The organism is Neptuniibacter sp. 1_MG-2023 (assembly GCF_030547185.1).
Lineage (GTDB): Bacteria > Pseudomonadota > Gammaproteobacteria > Pseudomonadales > Balneatricaceae > Neptuniibacter.
The window spans coordinates 181,616-198,007 of sequence record NZ_JAUOQR010000004.1 but is presented as its reverse complement, the minus strand read 5'-3'; the positions used below and the strand labels follow the sequence as shown (position 1 = coordinate 198,007).

Annotated in this window: 18 protein-coding genes and 1 riboswitch; of the genes, 13 read left to right on the top strand and 5 right to left on the bottom strand. The window is 42.7% G+C overall.

The genetic code is table 11. From position 1 onward, the window contains the following. Positions 1 to 4: 4 nt before the first annotated feature. The 4 genes from cbiQ to Q4492_RS07075 are packed head-to-tail and all read right to left on the bottom strand — an operon-like array spanning position 5 to position 2,850. Positions 5 to 787, bottom strand: a complete 783-nt coding sequence (gene cbiQ / locus Q4492_RS07090; RefSeq protein WP_303416548.1) for a cobalt ECF transporter T component CbiQ — start codon at positions 785 to 787, stop codon at positions 5 to 7. Between the two features lie 4 nt (positions 788 to 791). Next, on the bottom strand, positions 792 to 1,382 hold the full coding sequence (locus Q4492_RS07085; RefSeq protein WP_303416547.1) for a hypothetical protein: 591 nt from the start codon (positions 1,380 to 1,382) through the stop codon (positions 792 to 794). Next, entirely contained in the window at positions 1,375 to 1,995 is a 621-nt protein-coding gene (gene cbiM / locus Q4492_RS07080) for a cobalt transporter CbiM (protein WP_303416546.1), read from the bottom strand. Before cbiM ends, Q4492_RS07085 begins: the two co-directional genes overlap by 8 nt. Positions 1,996 to 2,007: 12 nt before the next feature. After that, positions 2,008 to 2,850 (bottom strand): DUF4198 domain-containing protein, encoded by an 843-nt coding sequence (locus Q4492_RS07075; RefSeq protein WP_303416545.1) that lies wholly within the window; start codon positions 2,848 to 2,850, stop codon positions 2,008 to 2,010. Positions 2,851 to 2,944: 94 nt separating this feature from the next. Continuing rightward, positions 2,945 to 3,208: riboswitch (cobalamin riboswitch) on the bottom strand. 160 nt (positions 3,209 to 3,368) lie between these two features. On the opposite strand from Q4492_RS07075, the gene Q4492_RS07070 reads away from it, so the two are divergent. The 13 genes from Q4492_RS07070 to cydX all read left to right on the top strand — a co-directional run bounded on the left by Q4492_RS07070 (position 3,369) and on the right by cydX (position 14,919). Further along, positions 3,369 to 3,779: an STAS/SEC14 domain-containing protein gene (locus tag Q4492_RS07070; RefSeq protein ID WP_303416544.1), complete on the top strand. Its 411-nt coding sequence runs from the start codon at positions 3,369 to 3,371 to the stop codon at positions 3,777 to 3,779. Between the two features lie 48 nt (positions 3,780 to 3,827). Beyond that, the gene (locus tag Q4492_RS07065) at positions 3,828 to 4,604 is read left to right on the top strand and encodes an endonuclease/exonuclease/phosphatase family protein (protein ID WP_303416543.1); all 777 of its coding nucleotides are present in this window, start codon (positions 3,828 to 3,830) and stop codon (positions 4,602 to 4,604) included. Between the two features lie 322 nt (positions 4,605 to 4,926). Then, positions 4,927 to 5,580 carry a phosphatidylcholine/phosphatidylserine synthase gene (locus tag Q4492_RS07060; protein WP_303416542.1) on the top strand — a complete coding sequence of 218 codons (654 nt, stop codon included), beginning with the start codon at positions 4,927 to 4,929 and terminating at the stop codon, positions 5,578 to 5,580. 75 nt (positions 5,581 to 5,655) lie between these two features. Then, the gene (locus tag Q4492_RS07055) at positions 5,656 to 6,108 is read left to right on the top strand and encodes an adenylyltransferase/cytidyltransferase family protein (RefSeq protein WP_303416541.1); all 453 of its coding nucleotides are present in this window, start codon (positions 5,656 to 5,658) and stop codon (positions 6,106 to 6,108) included. Positions 6,109 to 6,353: 245 nt separating this feature from the next. Then, positions 6,354 to 6,755 (top strand): hypothetical protein, encoded by a 402-nt coding sequence (locus tag Q4492_RS07050; RefSeq protein ID WP_303416540.1) that lies wholly within the window; start codon positions 6,354 to 6,356, stop codon positions 6,753 to 6,755. A 191-nt stretch (positions 6,756 to 6,946) separates the two neighbouring features. Next, on the top strand, positions 6,947 to 7,534 hold the full coding sequence (locus Q4492_RS07045; RefSeq protein WP_303416539.1) for a cytochrome b: 588 nt from the start codon (positions 6,947 to 6,949) through the stop codon (positions 7,532 to 7,534). 143 nt (positions 7,535 to 7,677) lie between these two features. After that, positions 7,678 to 8,031: a YkgJ family cysteine cluster protein gene (locus tag Q4492_RS07040; RefSeq protein ID WP_303416538.1), complete on the top strand. Its 354-nt coding sequence runs from the start codon at positions 7,678 to 7,680 to the stop codon at positions 8,029 to 8,031. Between the two features lie 137 nt (positions 8,032 to 8,168). Beyond that, positions 8,169 to 8,636, top strand: a complete 468-nt coding sequence (locus Q4492_RS07035) for a GNAT family N-acetyltransferase (RefSeq protein WP_303416537.1) — start codon at positions 8,169 to 8,171, stop codon at positions 8,634 to 8,636. A gap of 123 nt (positions 8,637 to 8,759) precedes the next feature. Beyond that, complete coding sequence (locus Q4492_RS07030; RefSeq protein ID WP_303416536.1) at positions 8,760 to 10,094, top strand: ferric reductase-like transmembrane domain-containing protein; 1,335 nt, start codon at positions 8,760 to 8,762, stop codon at positions 10,092 to 10,094. A 470-nt stretch (positions 10,095 to 10,564) separates the two neighbouring features. After that, a complete protein-coding gene (locus Q4492_RS07025; RefSeq protein WP_303416535.1) occupies positions 10,565 to 11,878 on the top strand; it encodes an FAD-dependent oxidoreductase in 1,314 nt (437 codons plus the stop codon). Positions 11,879 to 12,101: 223 nt separating this feature from the next. Further along, on the top strand, positions 12,102 to 13,685 hold the full coding sequence (locus tag Q4492_RS07020; protein ID WP_303416534.1) for a cytochrome ubiquinol oxidase subunit I: 1,584 nt from the start codon (positions 12,102 to 12,104) through the stop codon (positions 13,683 to 13,685). Then, positions 13,678 to 14,814 carry a cytochrome d ubiquinol oxidase subunit II gene (gene cydB, locus Q4492_RS07015; protein WP_303416533.1) on the top strand — a complete coding sequence of 379 codons (1,137 nt, stop codon included), beginning with the start codon at positions 13,678 to 13,680 and terminating at the stop codon, positions 14,812 to 14,814. Before Q4492_RS07020 ends, cydB begins: the two co-directional genes overlap by 8 nt. 9 nt (positions 14,815 to 14,823) lie before the next feature. Continuing rightward, positions 14,824 to 14,919 (top strand): cytochrome bd-I oxidase subunit CydX, encoded by a 96-nt coding sequence (cydX, locus tag Q4492_RS07010; RefSeq protein ID WP_067861767.1) that lies wholly within the window; start codon positions 14,824 to 14,826, stop codon positions 14,917 to 14,919. Between the two features lie 99 nt (positions 14,920 to 15,018). On the opposite strand, the gene Q4492_RS07005 is transcribed toward cydX, so the two are convergent. After that, entirely contained in the window at positions 15,019 to 16,344 is a 1,326-nt protein-coding gene (locus Q4492_RS07005) for a sigma-54-dependent Fis family transcriptional regulator (RefSeq protein WP_303416532.1), read from the bottom strand. Between the last annotated feature and the right edge of the window lie 48 nt (positions 16,345 to 16,392).

The window sequence follows — 16,392 nt, the reverse complement described above, 5'->3', positions numbered from 1 at the left end:
ATTTTCATAAAAAGTTAAGCCCAATCAATCCGCATAAAAAAGGAAGGAACAGCGCCATAAAGCGATAATCATGGGTACCTAATGCCATATCATCAAACAGATAAAACTGGCCTTTATAACCCCGACATTTCATTGCATCCATAATGCGTTCCGAGCGCTCCAAAGAGTGTACTAAGAGCATACCAATAAGATAACCAATGGAACGCCATGTATGCATATCAGTTCGTAAAACAAAAGCACGGGCCTGCATCGCTCGGCGCATACGTTTATATTCCTGCCCAATCACATCCAAATAACGCACAGTAAAAAGCAGCAAGTGCACAAGTTTATCAGGTACTCGCAAATGAGCTAAGGCATGGCCTAAAGTGGTTGCACTAAGCGTCCCTACCAGCGCCAATAACGACAATACTACCGCATGGGCTTTTAGCAATATCATCAACGCATGTAGAAAACCCGCAGTACTGGCGGATAATCCCGCCACGGTAAATAGCGCTTCACCTGGTGTCGTAAAGGGCAGCATAATGACCAGAAAGATCATAAACATATCCATTGCAATCACTCGCCGCAGCGTCCGCTTGACATTTAATTGAGCAAGCAGAGCTAATAAAAGCCCAACCAACACCCCTAAACTTAATACCCAAAAGCTTTCCGACAGCACAGTTACAAAAGCAAACAACGTCACCATTATCACACGCAGGCGCGGATCGAGCTTATCGATCACAGATAGATCATGCTTAACCTTCTGCCCTTTCCATGAGGTGCCGCTATGCTCTAAAAACTGAGGCATCAGATCAGCCTTTACTCTGCTTATCCAGTTGACGCTGACGCCACCAGATACCAATTCCGCATAATCCAAAGATATAACCTATCCCACCTATTACGTCTTGCAGCGACGCCTTTTCTTTATATTCAGCAAGCTCTTTTCTAAGCGGAATAACTTGCTTTGCTACGGCCCTTTCGACCATCTGTTCTAAGGTTTTCTGGTCACTAGAGATCACAGAGGGGGCGACGACTTCCATCGTTTGAGGGCTTAGGTTTACTCCTGTCACTGATTCGCTAGGCAAACTATCCGGTAACTCAGCAGCCGGTAGCGTTAATTCTAAAAGGTGACCTGAACTTAAATTAGCGAAGAAAAAATGATCTATACGTCGCGTAGCTGTATAGGAAAACAGTCCCTCATCATTGGTTTTTATATTCGCAAGCTCATTACCTTCAGCATCCGTCACTTTAATAAGCGTGCCTGCAGCAGCCATGTCACCGTTAGAGAAACCAACTTCACCCTCGATCTGATTACCAATAGCATAAACACCTCCAACCACGTTATGGGCTGAAACGGAGAGCGAACATAACCCCAAAAACAATATCGTAATTAATCTATGCATACTCTGAAGACTCCTTAATATTAAGGAACTCAGGTTTTACTTTACGAATAAGCAACACCGCCGCCGCAGTCACAAATCCTTCAACAATCATCACAGGAATGTGCGCTACAAAGGTCATTTTTGCTGCTAAAAGAAAAGCCTCACCCGAGAGCATTAAGGAGAACGCGACCATCACCGTAGTAAGCACAATCGCTCCAGCGCCGCCAGCAGCACCCCATACAGCCGCCACTTTAGGCGAGCTTGAGCTAATACCCTTCCCACATAGGTAATAAACCATAACAGCCGGCAACGCGATATTAACTACGTTGACGCCCAAGACTAAAAAGCCGCCAAAACCAAAGAAAACAGCCTGTAAAAACAGTGCGACTAAAAGAGCAGGAAAGGCTGCCCACCCTAATGCGAGGCCAATTAAGCCATTCAAAATAAGGTGAACACTGGAAAAACCTATTGGCAGATGAACATAAGAGGCGATAAAGAACACAGCGGATAAGACACCTACCTGAGGTAAGTGATCATAATCCATTTTCTTTAGACCTATAGCAACACCCGCTACAGTTAAAGCCGCACCTACCGCTAAAACAGGAACAGCTAACGCGCCATCAACAATATGCATAGAGCTTGTTACCTAGTTAGACAGATCACTTTGCGCGGACTTATCGGAAGCGCGAATCTCATGCGCTTGCACCCAAATCACCGCATCTTGAGATAACTCTTTACCTTTAAACTCTGTTTTTTCACCTACACCTAATGCTGCAAAACCCCACTGCCCCGCTTTAGGGATACCAAAAGTAAACGTACCGTTAGCATCAGCGAATATAGTCATCGTGATAAAAAGATCGGAGGGAAGATCCATATTCGCTTGTGCAGAAAAACGATTATTCTTCATATCTGGATCATAATTAACATACTCAACCTCAATCTCTGCAAAAGGTACAGGCTTACCTCTACTTTTTACTACAGCGGTAAATGTACCACCCGCTAAAATGCCATAAGGCTTAGTCAATGGAACAATTTCAGCACTTAAACCTAGATCTTTATTCCAATCAGTTGGTAGCGTACCAACATTAACAATGGTTTTAACAATTTGTTGAATATAGGCCTCTTCAGACGCTTCAAAATAGGGAGCCATCTGCATCACAAAAAGGTGATCGCCTAAGCCACGAAGCGCCACATCTACTTCGTAAGCGTCACCTGTATTTTCAGCACTGGTCCACTTCGAGGCTTTAACATCCATTAATAGATCAGTTTTTTTACCTTTTTTAACCACATAAAACTGCTCAGGTGGCTCCACGCTCATTACATAGCCACTATCAGCAGGATGAGTAAAGGGTAGTTTTAGGTTAATTAGTCCACCACGTTCCCGTAATAGATCAGGGGTATACACCATCTGAAAGTGGGCTTGGGCCGTAGAGGTAAAAAGAGATGCGGCTAAACTAATAACCACCAAAGAAAGTACATTTTTAAGCACAAAAAAATCTCCAACAAGTTATGTGTCGGAGTTGGGAGGATAAGTATGTTCAGACCAACTGAACGATTACTCGGTGAAGCCCTCCGCAACACCATGGTAAATATGTTTATCTCGCTGGTATCCGGACTCATTGGCGAAACTGGGCTTATAAAAAACACTGTCTCGGGTATTTCACCTTCCCACATATCACCTAAATAGCACGTATTTAAACGTTAATAAGCTTAATGCAGTGGCATACAAAACACCTTAACCAATTTACCGTTGCGGGGGCAGTGTTGGGATTACCTTTGGCTAATTAAAACCTAGATGCACCAACTTCCCGGATCAAATGATTAAAACCATCTAATCTGCACTTATGTGCGGCAAGATAAGTCGTTAACAATACCCATGCAATCAACACTTTGCAATTGAGCAGTTTTCGTTTTGCTATGAATTTTATACAGCTAAAAATTATCAATTAGCTCCCTATTCATTTTACTTTTATAATGAAATCACACCCATTAACAAAAGATACCTCTATGCTTTACGTTCTTCCTGAAACAACTGGCGATATCATCGTATTACAGGCCAACGACAAACTAACCCAAGAAGACTATACCGAAACATTTATCCCTCTATTTGAACATGTCAAAAACACGCATCCAGAGGTGCGATTACTGATCACATTCGCTCCTGACTTTTCAGGCTTTGAGGCTGGCGCGCTATGGGAAGACCTGAAGTTCGGCGTAGCTCATGCAAATGACCTGCACCGCATGGCCATAGTCGGCGATGCACAATGGATGGATTGGGCAACACAAATATCCAAACGTCTCATGCAGGGTGAGGTACGTCACTACAAACTAACCCAGCTATTAGAGGCTCTACGCTGGATTAATGATGAAGGTGAAGATGATGAACATGAGGAAAAAAAACACCCATTTGCAGGATAAAGTAAGCCGCCTCACAAGCCTAAAAGCAATGGATAAGTTAATTCTCAAATGAAAATTGTAACCTGGAACTGCAATGGCGCATTTAGAAAGAAAGTACCTAATATTGAACTCCTCGATGTCGATATAGTAATCATTCAAGAATGCGAAGACCCCGCCCAATCAAGCAACGAATACCGTAAGTGGGCGGGCGATTATTTATGGGTAGGAACTTCAAAACACAAAGGTATTGGGATTTTCCCCAAAAAAGGAAACACCGTTAAATGCCTCAAGTGGGAAGGTGAATTTAAAATCCCAAACCTAAACGCCAATAGCCAGTCTACTCACTGGAAAACATCAGACTTAAATTTATTCCTTCCCTTTCTTATTAATGATGAAATCACAGTTCTGGCTGCTTGGACCAAAGGCAACAATTCTCCAGTTTTTGGCTATATAGGACAGCTTTGGAAATTTATACAAATACATAGAAAGGAACTAAGCCATCAAAAAACAATGATTTTAGGTGACTTAAATAGCAATGCAATTTGGGATAAACCAGATCGTTGGTGGAACCATAGCGATGTCATTTCGGAGCTAAAAGAGATTGGAATAAGTAGCCTATACCATAGGCAATTTAATGAACCCCAAGGAGAAGAAACAACTCCAACTTTTTTCCTACAACGAAACAAAGAAACAAAGAAACAAAGAAACAAAGAAAAACCCTACCATATTAACTACGCCTTTATGTCTCAAGACATACTAGAAAAAGCCAGCATAGCTATCGGCCAACGAAAAGACTGGATTGGTGTAAGCGACCATATGCCATTAAGCATTCAAATTCATACTTAAAAAAACAACCTGCCTAACTCACAGTACCGCATATTAAACAACAAACGTCTGTGCCTCCCCCCCAATAAAGCGTATAGTGGCTGAGTACACTCTCCTCTATCGAGCCTACTGGCTAACACGCCTCTATCCTCCTTATTGATCCTCTAGATTGTTTACGAGCAACTAGAGCAGACTCTTGCACCCACTGTTTGCGTTTCTCTCTTTGAATGAGAAAAATCAGATAATTAGCTTAACTCTGTTCCTTTGAACAAAGTGATCTTGCTCACGCTCTTTGCGTGATCGGTGCGCCTTTGATTTATACCTATTCCTACTTAGGAGCACCATGACTACAGATACTGAGAAAAACAAAACACTCCAACCTGCCATTATTTCCTATGTTAAAGATCTGCCCAATATATGCTCACTTGCCGGATTAGCTTGTACACTGTTAGCGATCTACTTCAGTATTATTGGCGTTTTTTATGCGGCAATGATCGGCATGATCTGGGCTGTGGCGTTTGACTGGGCCGATGGATTAATAGCACGCAGAATGAAAGGACGCACAGGCAGTGACCGCATGTTTGGAGGTCAGCTTGATCTCGTCATCGACATTGTCAGTTATGGCGTCACCCCCGCTATTCTTTTGCTGAGCTACGGCCAATTTAATCCCATTTTTCTACCCATCGCTTTTATCATTCTTGCTGCCAGCGCTATACGCTTAAGCTACTTTAGTACTTTTGGTTTATCTGATGAGTCTAAATACACAGGGCTCGCACTGGATAACAATAATATTCTATTAGTTTTTATCTTCCTTTTAGAAAGCCTTATTCCAAGCGAGATATTCAGCGCTATCTTCTATATTAGCGCCCTATTGCTGGCCATACTCAACGTGTCTCAAATTAAGACCCCTAAACTTTCTGGCAATCCCCGCAATGTTATTTTACTTACTATTTATACGCTTGTAATAACAGCCACTTATACGTGGAAGCTTTTCTAAAAAACCACGGCACACATAAAACTGTCGTTAACACTCGACACTGATTAATAATTTTTCCCAAAGGCTAAATAAAATATGATTGTATATACCGTTGGTACGTTTGATTTATTACATGTTGGACATCTTGCTTTACTTGAGTACTGCAAATCCTTAGGGGGCAAGCTCGCCGTAGGCGTCGCCTCAGATCGTGTTGTAAATTCCTATAAACCTAACGTTCCTGTTATTCCTTTAGAACAGCGAATGGAGATGCTAAGCGCTTTGCGCTGCGTTGATATAGTGCGCCCTTACGATGAGCTTGAATATGTTTCCGGTTGTGAAGCATTAAATGCAGATATCTTTGTAATTGGTGAAGATTGGGGAAAAGCACCTCATAATCTTGCGGTTGAATCTTATCTAAAATCAGCAGGCAAGCAGATTCGTCAAGTACTGTATAACCCTCGCACATCATCAACCACTATTAAGCAAAATGTTATGGCTCAATCTAATCCAGTAAGAAATCTAAACCAAGCTAACATAGCCCTCGCATAACCGTAGCATTAAGAGCAATACAGCGTGGCTTTTGGGTAGCGTGAAGGGCAATAAGAGAGAATTATTGCCTGATAGCACGTTTCGCAAGCCACGATTACGGCTATGTTTTAATATAGCCACCTCGCAACAGATCGCTCTGGAACCCTCACTAACCTTATTATTTCCACCTTATATTTTATATACTCATGAAAATAATATAGGTATAAAGCTGGTGGGAACTCCGCGCTACATTGATGGGAGGTGTCTTGACTCAGAGCATCACTTTTAAAGTATTCACTATATGGCTGAGCATACTATTACTGGCAATAGTCAACGGTACTGTTCGTGAAACTTTTTTCATTCCCATGCTAAGCAGTAACACTGGACTTATGCTAAGTGGCGTAACTTTAGCTCTAGCTATTATGTTTGTTACCTACGCTACTCTACCTTGGATTGGACAAAGACAGACAACAACCTATCTATTAATTGGCTTCAGCTGGCTCAGCATGACCTTAGTTTTCGAGTTCATTTTTGGACGAATCCAAGGTCAATCTTGGCCTCAGTTATTTGAAGCGTATCTGTTTAAGGAGGGAAATATTTGGCCTATTGTTTTACTTACAACTACATTTTCACCTTATTTTTCAGCTAAAATAAGAGGCTGGGTATGAATTAGCTAACGTCAAGTATCTAAATATAATTCTTAGATCACTCAATTAGCTTCTATTTATTTCGCCACCATTTACATAAAATACAACAACTTTTCCCAAAACGGCTTTCAGTCTAGATCTCCTATACGCGACATTTCATAAGTCGAGTTATAACATACAGCGCCAGCACAATAACCATCTTGGAGTATTAAATGAGTATCAGAAACACCGCTGAAAACTACGGCTCAATAGCAAAATGGTTACATTGGATGACAGCGATTCTTTTTTTAGGCGCTTATATCACTGTCTACTTTCGGCGTTGGTTTACCGAGGACAAAACACCTGAAAACTGGACGGTGCTTCAGCTGCACTTTTCTATTGGTGTGACCATTGCTGTCATAGTCGCACTGCGTATTATCTGGCGTATAACTAACCGCAAACCTAATCCAGAACCAGGTACACACTTAGAACATCAAGCTGCCCGTGCCGGCCACTATGCACTATATGCCATTATGATCATCATGCCTCTCACGGGCTATTTAGGCACTGGAGGTGCTACGGAATACTTCTTTTTATTCGATATACCTAAGTTTGAAGATACCCCTATCTTCATATCTTTAGTGCAGGAGAATTTAGGACTCACATTTAAAGAGTTCGAAAAACCGGTCGACTTTATCCACAAAGATATATTCGGCGCTTGGTTAGTGTGGATTCTAATATTGGGACATGTTTTAGCAGCCTTGTACCATCACTTTGTAAAACACGACAGAACCGTACTAAAAATGACATCGGATAAATAGCTAAAAGTAATCACAATGGTATTCCATGTGAGCTACAGTGGTGCCAGTAATCGGTTAAAATATAACACAAACGAATAGAATAACGGGTTCTCATACCTTAGGTATAAAACCATAATAATCAATGAGATAAAAAGAGAGCACCCATGAATAATGACCGCGAGGTTATCGCACGACTGCGTCAACGTATTCCTACATTCGAGTGTACACCGGGCTGCCATGATTGTTGCGGGCCGGTGACCACCTCATCGGAAGAGATCTCTCGCCTACCGGTTAAATCGGATGCCGAACATGATGCAGCCTTAAAAGAGTTTAATTGTGTCCACTTAGGTCCCAATGGCTGCACCGTCTATGGGGAGCGCCCTCTCATCTGTCGATTATTTGGCACTACACCCAATATGGCCTGCCCTAACGGTTGTCGACCACAAGAGATGGTTGAGCCAAAGATTGAACGTGAAGTTCATCACTATATTGCGACCACTCGACAAGTTTTAGTTTAGCCACAGACACTACAAGGCATATTTATACACGGTAATATCCTTGTCTTAATGCCCCTTTAATTGAGCTGCAGCAACTAATCCTCAAGACAACGCGCCTGCCAACATCGTATAATTACGACTTTACACCTGTCATATTCATGCATATTCGATCCTATCAACCATCCGATTATATTGAGATAGCTAATCTATTTCATAAGTCTGTGCACGCTATCAAGCAATCGTTTTACTCAAAAGAAGAGCTAGAGGCTTGGGCTCCTACACCACCTGACTATACTGACTGGAAGGCGCGTTTATTGGAGAAAAAGCCATTTGTAGCGCTGGAAAACAACGGCATTATTGGCTTTATAGAACTAGAGAGCGATGGACATATCGACTGTCTCTACGTACATCCTGAGCACCAAGGTTCCGGAATAGCCAGCCAACTCTTACAACACCTACGCATGGTCGCTCAAAAGAAAAAGATAACTCGGCTTCATGTAGAAGCCAGTAAAGTTGCTATGCCCTTCTTCAAAAAATCAGGCTTTACACTCATCAAAGAAAACCACATCAATTTACGAGGACAGTCATTACTAAACTACTCTATGTCTTCAAATACCCAGCCTTAACACAGAACACTAAAACCGTTTTGTTAGCTGGATAGGTTAACGCCAGCTCTAGACACAAATGCTACACATTATCGTTATTGGCAATCACGTTAATTTGCCTAAGTTATATCGGAAGGACTCACAATGAACGCACTAAGAATAAGTTTTGCGGGGTTATTGTTAGTTTTAACAGCCCTATGGTTACTAGCTGACACTTTCATCCCCGAACCTTTTACCTATTTCTCATTTCGCTCGGTATTTATTCAGTACACTGGCGTAATAGCCATATGCGCAATGAGTGTGGCGATGATATTAACCCTGCGATCAACATGGATGGAGAAACAACTACACGGGCTAGATAAGATGTACCGACTACACAAATGGTTAGGTATAACAGCGCTTGTCGCATCAATTCTCCACTGGTGGTGGGCAACGGGGACTAAATGGATGGTCGGCTGGGGCTGGCTTGCCAAACCTGCGCGAAAATCCTCGGACCCACAATCACTCCCCTTTTTAGAGCAATTATTCAGAGATCAACGCCATCTAGCAGAATCTGTCGGTGAATGGGCATTCTATGCCGCAACAGTGCTTATAGTGTTAGCACTGATAAAACGATTTCCTTACCACCTCTTCCGCAAAGTACATAACTGGCTTGCCGTTGCTTATCTAGTACTCGCCTTCCATACCTTAATTCTTACCCAGTTTAGTTACTGGCTTCAGCCGATTGGTATCATCATCGCCCTTCTACTCATGGGCGGTACACTATCGGCGATATTAGTGATGACTGGCCAAGTTGGACAGGGACGCAAAGCACGAGGCGTTGTAGACTCACTTACCTATTACCCTAGCTTAAGAATTATTGAATGTACTATTGATGTAAATCGCGACTGGCAAGGACATATGCCTGGACAGTTTGCCTTTGTCACCTCAAAAAAAAGAGAGGGTGCTCACCCCTATACAATTGCCTCAGCATGGGATGATAAAGAACACAAATTAACATTCATTACCAAAGAACTAGGTGATTGGACTAGTCGGTTACGTGATTGGTTAAAAGTCGGCCTACCCGTTACGGTTGAAGGCCCCTACGGCTGTTTTAACTTCAGTGACAGCAACCCTCAACAAATTTGGGTTGGAGCAGGTATTGGTATTACCCCTTTTATTGCACGGATGAAGTACCTTGCTAAAGTCCCCGGTACACAACAGATCGATCTCTTTCATGCCACTAGCGATTTCGATCAAACAGCAATGGACAAACTCAGCGCCGACGCAAAAGCCGCCGGTGTACATTTGCATCTCATTCTAACCCCACAAGATGGGCGCTTAACTCCCGAAAAAATTCGTCAAGCCGTACCTAATTGGCAATCCGCCAGTATTTGGTATTGCGGCCCCGCGCTTTTAGGCCAAACATTACGTAAAGACTTTCAAGCCAAGGGCATACCCTCAAAAAATTTCCATCAAGAACTTTTTGATATGCGATAACCCCGTATTTCAAATGAGCCTGATTAGCTTTCTAGATCAGGCTCATAATCCCCTATCCATAGCCTCTATACATATAGCACCTATAAAACGCCTTCAAAATAGAATACCGAAATATAAGATATAACTAATATGATATATACTTAACATAAAGCTATATTTAGTGATGGTTTAGGCTGAGTTAGTTGACCAATCAGGTCGCTTAAAAAACAAAATATGGCAAATAAAATGCCATATATGTCACAAACAAACTGATATATAGGCTAAAAAAACGGCCTAAGTTGACAGGATCTCCACAAAGAGCCTTTAGTTATATACAAATAACATAAAGGAATATAACTGGCATGCAATCTGCTTTAAGTATTTAAAGATAAAACATAACAGCCAGCTCTGATCAAAGCAGATACGCCTATTAATCATAGACTCTCAGCCCTTTCAAGAGCCTATAAAGTATTTATAAAAAGGTGATAACTATGTCCATTAATCGTCGAAATTTACTTAAAACCGGAGCAGCCCTAGGTGTTGCCGGGGCGTTTGGCTTTGGTGCTTGGGAGTTAAGCAAAACTGACACAAAAGCAAAAATCCTTATTACCGGTGGTGGTGCGGGTGGTCTTGCCTTATCAAATAAGCTGCTACATTATTTTAATGGCGCAGAGATCACTATCGTAGATCCACGCGGCTATCACTGGTACCAACCTGGGCAAACATTACTCTTGGCCGGTGCTTATAAAAGCAAAGATAAAGTTATCGAAGATAATGAAACCTATTTAGACAGCCAAGTAAAATGGATTTCAGAAGCCGTAAGAGAGTATAAACCTGATAATAATCAAGTAATTACTTCATCAGGACAGGCACTCAACTATGACTACCTCATTGTTGCTACAGGCTTAGAACTACGCTACGACATGATTGAAGGCTTAGATATCAACGAAATTGGACAAGGCAATATCGCGAGTATTTACCTAAGCCCTGAAGCAGGTATCGCCAGTCACAAGCAAGCGCTAGCATTTGCACAAAGCAAAGGTGGCCAAGCTCTGTTTACTCGCCCCCAAGGAGCCATGAAATGTGCAGGCGCTCCAATGAAAGCAACAAACCTAATAGAGTATTTTGTCCGCCAGGCCGGTAATCGAGATGCGTTTAATTTTGAATACTTTACCGCTGAAAACTACTTATTTGCAGTTAAAGCATTTGATAAACGCTTACAAGAGATTTGGGCTGAGCGACAAATCACTCCAAATTATGAGCAGACACTAACCTCATTGGACAGCGCAGCCCATACCGCAACCTTTACTTTAGCTGATAATTCACAACGTACTATGGATTGGGACTTCATACATATAGTGCCGCCTATGACAACGGTAAAAAGCTTACGGGAGTCAGAGTTAGTGGATGAAACAGTTTTTAAAGGATATTTAGAGGTCGATAAATACACACTACAGCATAAACGATACCCCAATGTGTTTGGCCTAGGCGACACTGTAGGTACACCTATAGGAAAAACAGCGGCCTCAGTTAAATCTCAATTACCGATTATTGCCAAAAACTTACAAGCATTAATCACAGATCAGCCATTAACCGCTCAATGGAATGGTTATACATCTTGCCCCATGATCTTAGATGTTGGCCACGCCATGCTTTGGGAGTTTGATTATAGCCTAGAGCCCATGACCACATTACCCTTCCCGGTTGTAGACCCTCTTGATAAAAGTGAAATCGCTTGGGTTATGGAAAAGTCACTTATACGTCCCGTATATGATGTGATGTTGCACGGTTACACCCCAGTTTAAAGTAAAAATCGAGCATCAAAGTTCGAGAAAAGAACAGATTAAAAGAACCTTAGCGCTGAATATGTCTAAAAAAAAGACTATTCGACCCAAAATGGCGAGGCGTATACTTTATTTTCTTTTAACTTATTAAGTTACAAGGAAATAACTGGCACGGCTTCTGCTTAATTAAGATTTATCACATCTACATAGCCGAATGAATCGGCAATAAGTAAAGGTATTAATTATGGTATCTGAAACTGTTGTGGAATTATCACGGTGGCAATTTGCCTTAACCGCGTTATACCACTTTCTTTTTGTCCCACTAACATTGGGACTCTCTTTCTTGCTAGCCATCATGGAATCTGTTTACGTGATGACAAACAAGCAAGTATACAAAGATATGACCCGTTTCTGGGGTAAGCTCTTTGGTATCAACTTCGCTCTTGGTGTTACGACTGGTCTAACGATGGAATTCCAGTTTGGTACCAATTGGGCTTACTACTCTCATTATGTAGGTGATATTTTTGGAGCGCCCTTAGCCATAGAAGGTTTAATGGCCTTTTTCCTTGAGTCGACCTTTGTTGGTTTGTTCTTTTTTGGTTGGGATCGACTAACAAAAGTACAACATTTAGGGGTGACTTGGCTTGTTGCTATAGGCTCCAACTTCTCAGCTCTGTGGATTTTGATCGCAAATGGCTGGATGCAAAACCCAGTCGGCGCGTATTTCAACTTCGAAACTATGCGTATGGAGATGAGTAGCTTTGCAGAAGTGATTTTTAACCCTGTCGCTCAAGTTAAGTTTGTTCACACTGTATCCGGCGGTTATGTCACAGGGGCTATCTTTGTACTTTCTATTAGCGCTTATTACATGCTAAGAAATAAAGATATTGGCTTTGCTCGCCGCTCTTTTGCAATCGCATCAGCGTTTGGTCTCGCCTCTGTCATGTCGGTTATTCTCTTAGGTGATGAAAGCGGCTATGAAATAGGCGAAGTGCAAAAAGTTAAACTGGCAGCAATGGAAGCCGAGTGGGAAACCAGCGAAGCACCCGCACCCTTCACTCTCTTTGGTTTACCCAATGAAGAAACCCAAGAAACCGACATGGCTGTACGTATTCCCTACGTACTCGGTCTGATCGCAACCCGATCAGTCGATGAAGAAATCATGGGGATAAAAGAGTTAATTGAGCATGCTGAAGGTCGTATTCGTAACGGCATCAACGCTTATGCTCTATTGATGAAGCTGCGTAATGGTGAAGATACGCCAGAAAACCGAGCAGCCTTCTCTGCTGTTAATCATGATCTTGGTTATAGCCTGCTCCTCAAACGCTACACGCCCGATGTTGTGGACGCGACTGAAGAGCAAATAAAAGCAGCAGCTAAAGATACAATTCCGAAGGTTGCACCAATGTTTTGGACCTTCCGCGTAATGGTAGCTTGCGGCTTTACAATGCTGCTTCTGTTCACCCTATCGTTTTACTACACAGCCCGTCGCCAAGAGTACAAAAAACGTTGGTTACTTAAATTCGCAATGTTTGCCCTCCCTCTACCTTGGATCGCAAATGAAATGGGCTGGTTTGTCGCAGAATTTGGACGTCAACCTTGGGCGATAGGTGAGATTTTACCCACCTATGTTGCGACCTCAACGCTCAGCGAAACTGACCTATGGATGAGTATTTTCGGATTTGCGGCGCTTTACTCCGTATTCCTTGTGATTGAAGTTTTCCTCATGGTTAAGTACATCCGCAAAGGCCCAAGTGCTCTAGGTACCGGGCGTTATGATAACGAACCTTCGCTAGATGAAAATAAAGGAGCAGCTCAACATGTTTGATTATGAAACTCTGCGACTCATTTGGTGGTTACTGATCGGCGTGCTACTTATCGGATTTGCAGTCACTGACGGCTTCGATATAGGTGCTGCCATGCTGATACCCCTGCTCGGTAAAACCGATACAGAACGACGTGTTATCATCAACACTATTGGGCCTCACTGGGATGGAAACCAAGTTTGGTTTATCACTGCCGGCGGCGCTATTTTTGCTGCGTGGCCTTTAGTCTATGCCACTGCATTTTCTGGCTTTTACTGGGCAATGCTGCTCGTCCTTTTTGCTTTATTCTTTCGCCCTATAGGTTTTGAATATCGTAGTAAAATGGACAGTAAACGCTGGCGTAATAACTGGGATCTTGGTTTATGCCTAGGTTCCTTTGTTCCCGCCCTTGTATTTGGTGTGGCATTTGGCAACCTATTTTTAGGGGTGCCCTTCCACTTTGATGAACTAACCCGTTCAACTTATACAGGCTCATTCTGGGCACTGCTGAACCCATTCGCATTAGTCTGCGGTCTTGCAAGTGTCGCAATGCTATTACTCCATGGCGCAGTCTGGTTACAGATGCGCGCAGGGGGTGATGTTCAAGTTCGTGCGCAAAAATACGCATCATTACTTGGGCCTGTATTAGCCGTGCTTATGCTAATTGCGGGTGCTGCTATTATATGGATGATTCCAGGTTATGAAATTACCTCTGAGGTGATCTCTGACGCAAGTTCAAATCCACTAAGTAAAGAGGTGGCTCAAACCGAAAACTGGTTAGCTAACTTTACGACGCTACCTGCTTTATGGCTATTAGCCGCAGGAACTGTGGTCTTACCACTACTGGTTAGTCTCTTGGCAAAATATGGAAAAGCGGGATGGGGGTTTACCTTCAGTGCAGTCAATATTACTGCGATCATTTTACTAGCGGGCTCCACGTTATTCCCGTTCGTAATGCCCTCTTCAACTGATTTGGCAAGCAGCTTAACCCTTTGGGATGCAACATCAAGCATACTCACACTAGAGATAATGTTCTGGGTAGCCATGTTCTTTGTGCCTATCATTTTGATTTACACCTTGTGGGGGTACTACAAAATGTGGCGCAGAATCGAACCTGAATTTATTGAACAGAACAGCGTTTCTAATTATTAGGAGAGATATATGTGGTACTTTGCTTGGATTTTAGGCGTCTTACTGGCATGTAGCTTTGGTATTATCAACGCTATGTGGCTAGAAAATCACTTCGACGAAGAATAGAAAAACATTTAAGGGGCTAACCTCATGTTAGCCCCCTATAAATCATCCTATTTATAGGGGAAGACTAAACAAGATTCAGTACCTTTGAATTAAGCACGGTCACTCCCCCTCTTTTAACTTTCTATACAAAGTACGCAGACTACATCCAGCAATCTCTGCGACTTCGGACTTATCAGTATAATGAGCCAGAAGCTGTCTAATATAAGCCTGCTCAACCTCTATCAGACTGCAACGAGCTTGTGCCAACGCCAACAATCCTTGTGGTGTATTTTTAGCATTCTCTGGCACATAAAGGCTCAATGCCAAAGCCTGCTGCAGAGTCGCAACATTGATCTCTGGTCTATCACTGAGCACAACGGCTCGTTCAAGAATATTTTTCAATTCGCGGATATTACCTGTAAATGGCTGCTTCTCCAGCAACGCAATAGCCTCGTTATCAAGCCTAAGAGGCGAACCGCTATCAATCCTCAACAAAATACTTTTGACCAGCAAAGGCAGATCATCTTTACGCTCCGCAAGCGAGGGCAATCGAATGGGGAAGGTACTAATACGATGGTAAAGATCCTCACGAAATTCATTCGCAGCAACCATCTCTGGAAGATTTTTGTGAGTAGCACAGATCAACCTAAAGTCAGCCTCATAGGATTGGCTCTCCCCTACTGGGCGAAATGTTCTCGTTTCAATCAAACGCAGCAATTTAACCTGCAGATGCAAAGGGATATCGCCAACCTCATCAAGAAACAGAGTCCCTCCTCGTGCAGACTCCACCAAACCTTTACGGTTATTCGTTGCCCCCGTAAAAGCCCCTTTAATATGGCCAAACATTTCACTTTCAAAAAGTGTGTCGGTCAAACCAGAACACTCAACCGTAACAAAAGGCTTCCGAGTACGCTGACTCACATCATGCAGAGCCAGTGCAGCCAACTCTTTGCCACTACCCGACGGCCCAGTCAGCAAGACACTAGTTTCCGTTTTGCCTACTCGCTGAATCAGGTCGACCAGTTTATTGAATGCAGGGCTTCGCCCAATCATTTTATTGGCGATAGGTTCAGCACTCACTTCACTGACGGGCTTCATTACTTCAATAAAGTAACGACGTTCCTGTTCATCAGTAATAGGAGTGGTCTCTATGCGCATATGCTCTTTGCCTTGCGCCGTATTATGAATATGCAAAACACTCGAGGTAGAGCCACTCTCAAGCGCAGCTTTCATTGGACAGCTCTCACCCTCCATATCACAAGGCTGTTGATAACCGTGAGACAATTCATAACACTTAGCATAACCATCCCTAGGCAAGGGCTTAAAACGATGAGTATAGTGTTGGTTAGAGGCCACTACATTATAGTGTTCATCCAAAAGCACCGCAGGCTCATGGTAGCTCTCCAAAACATTAGTGATGGATGCAAGCCAGTTATTATAGGTCATCGTTTCCACCCCAAAATTTGTCAAAGATCTGTCAATAATGACAAAAAC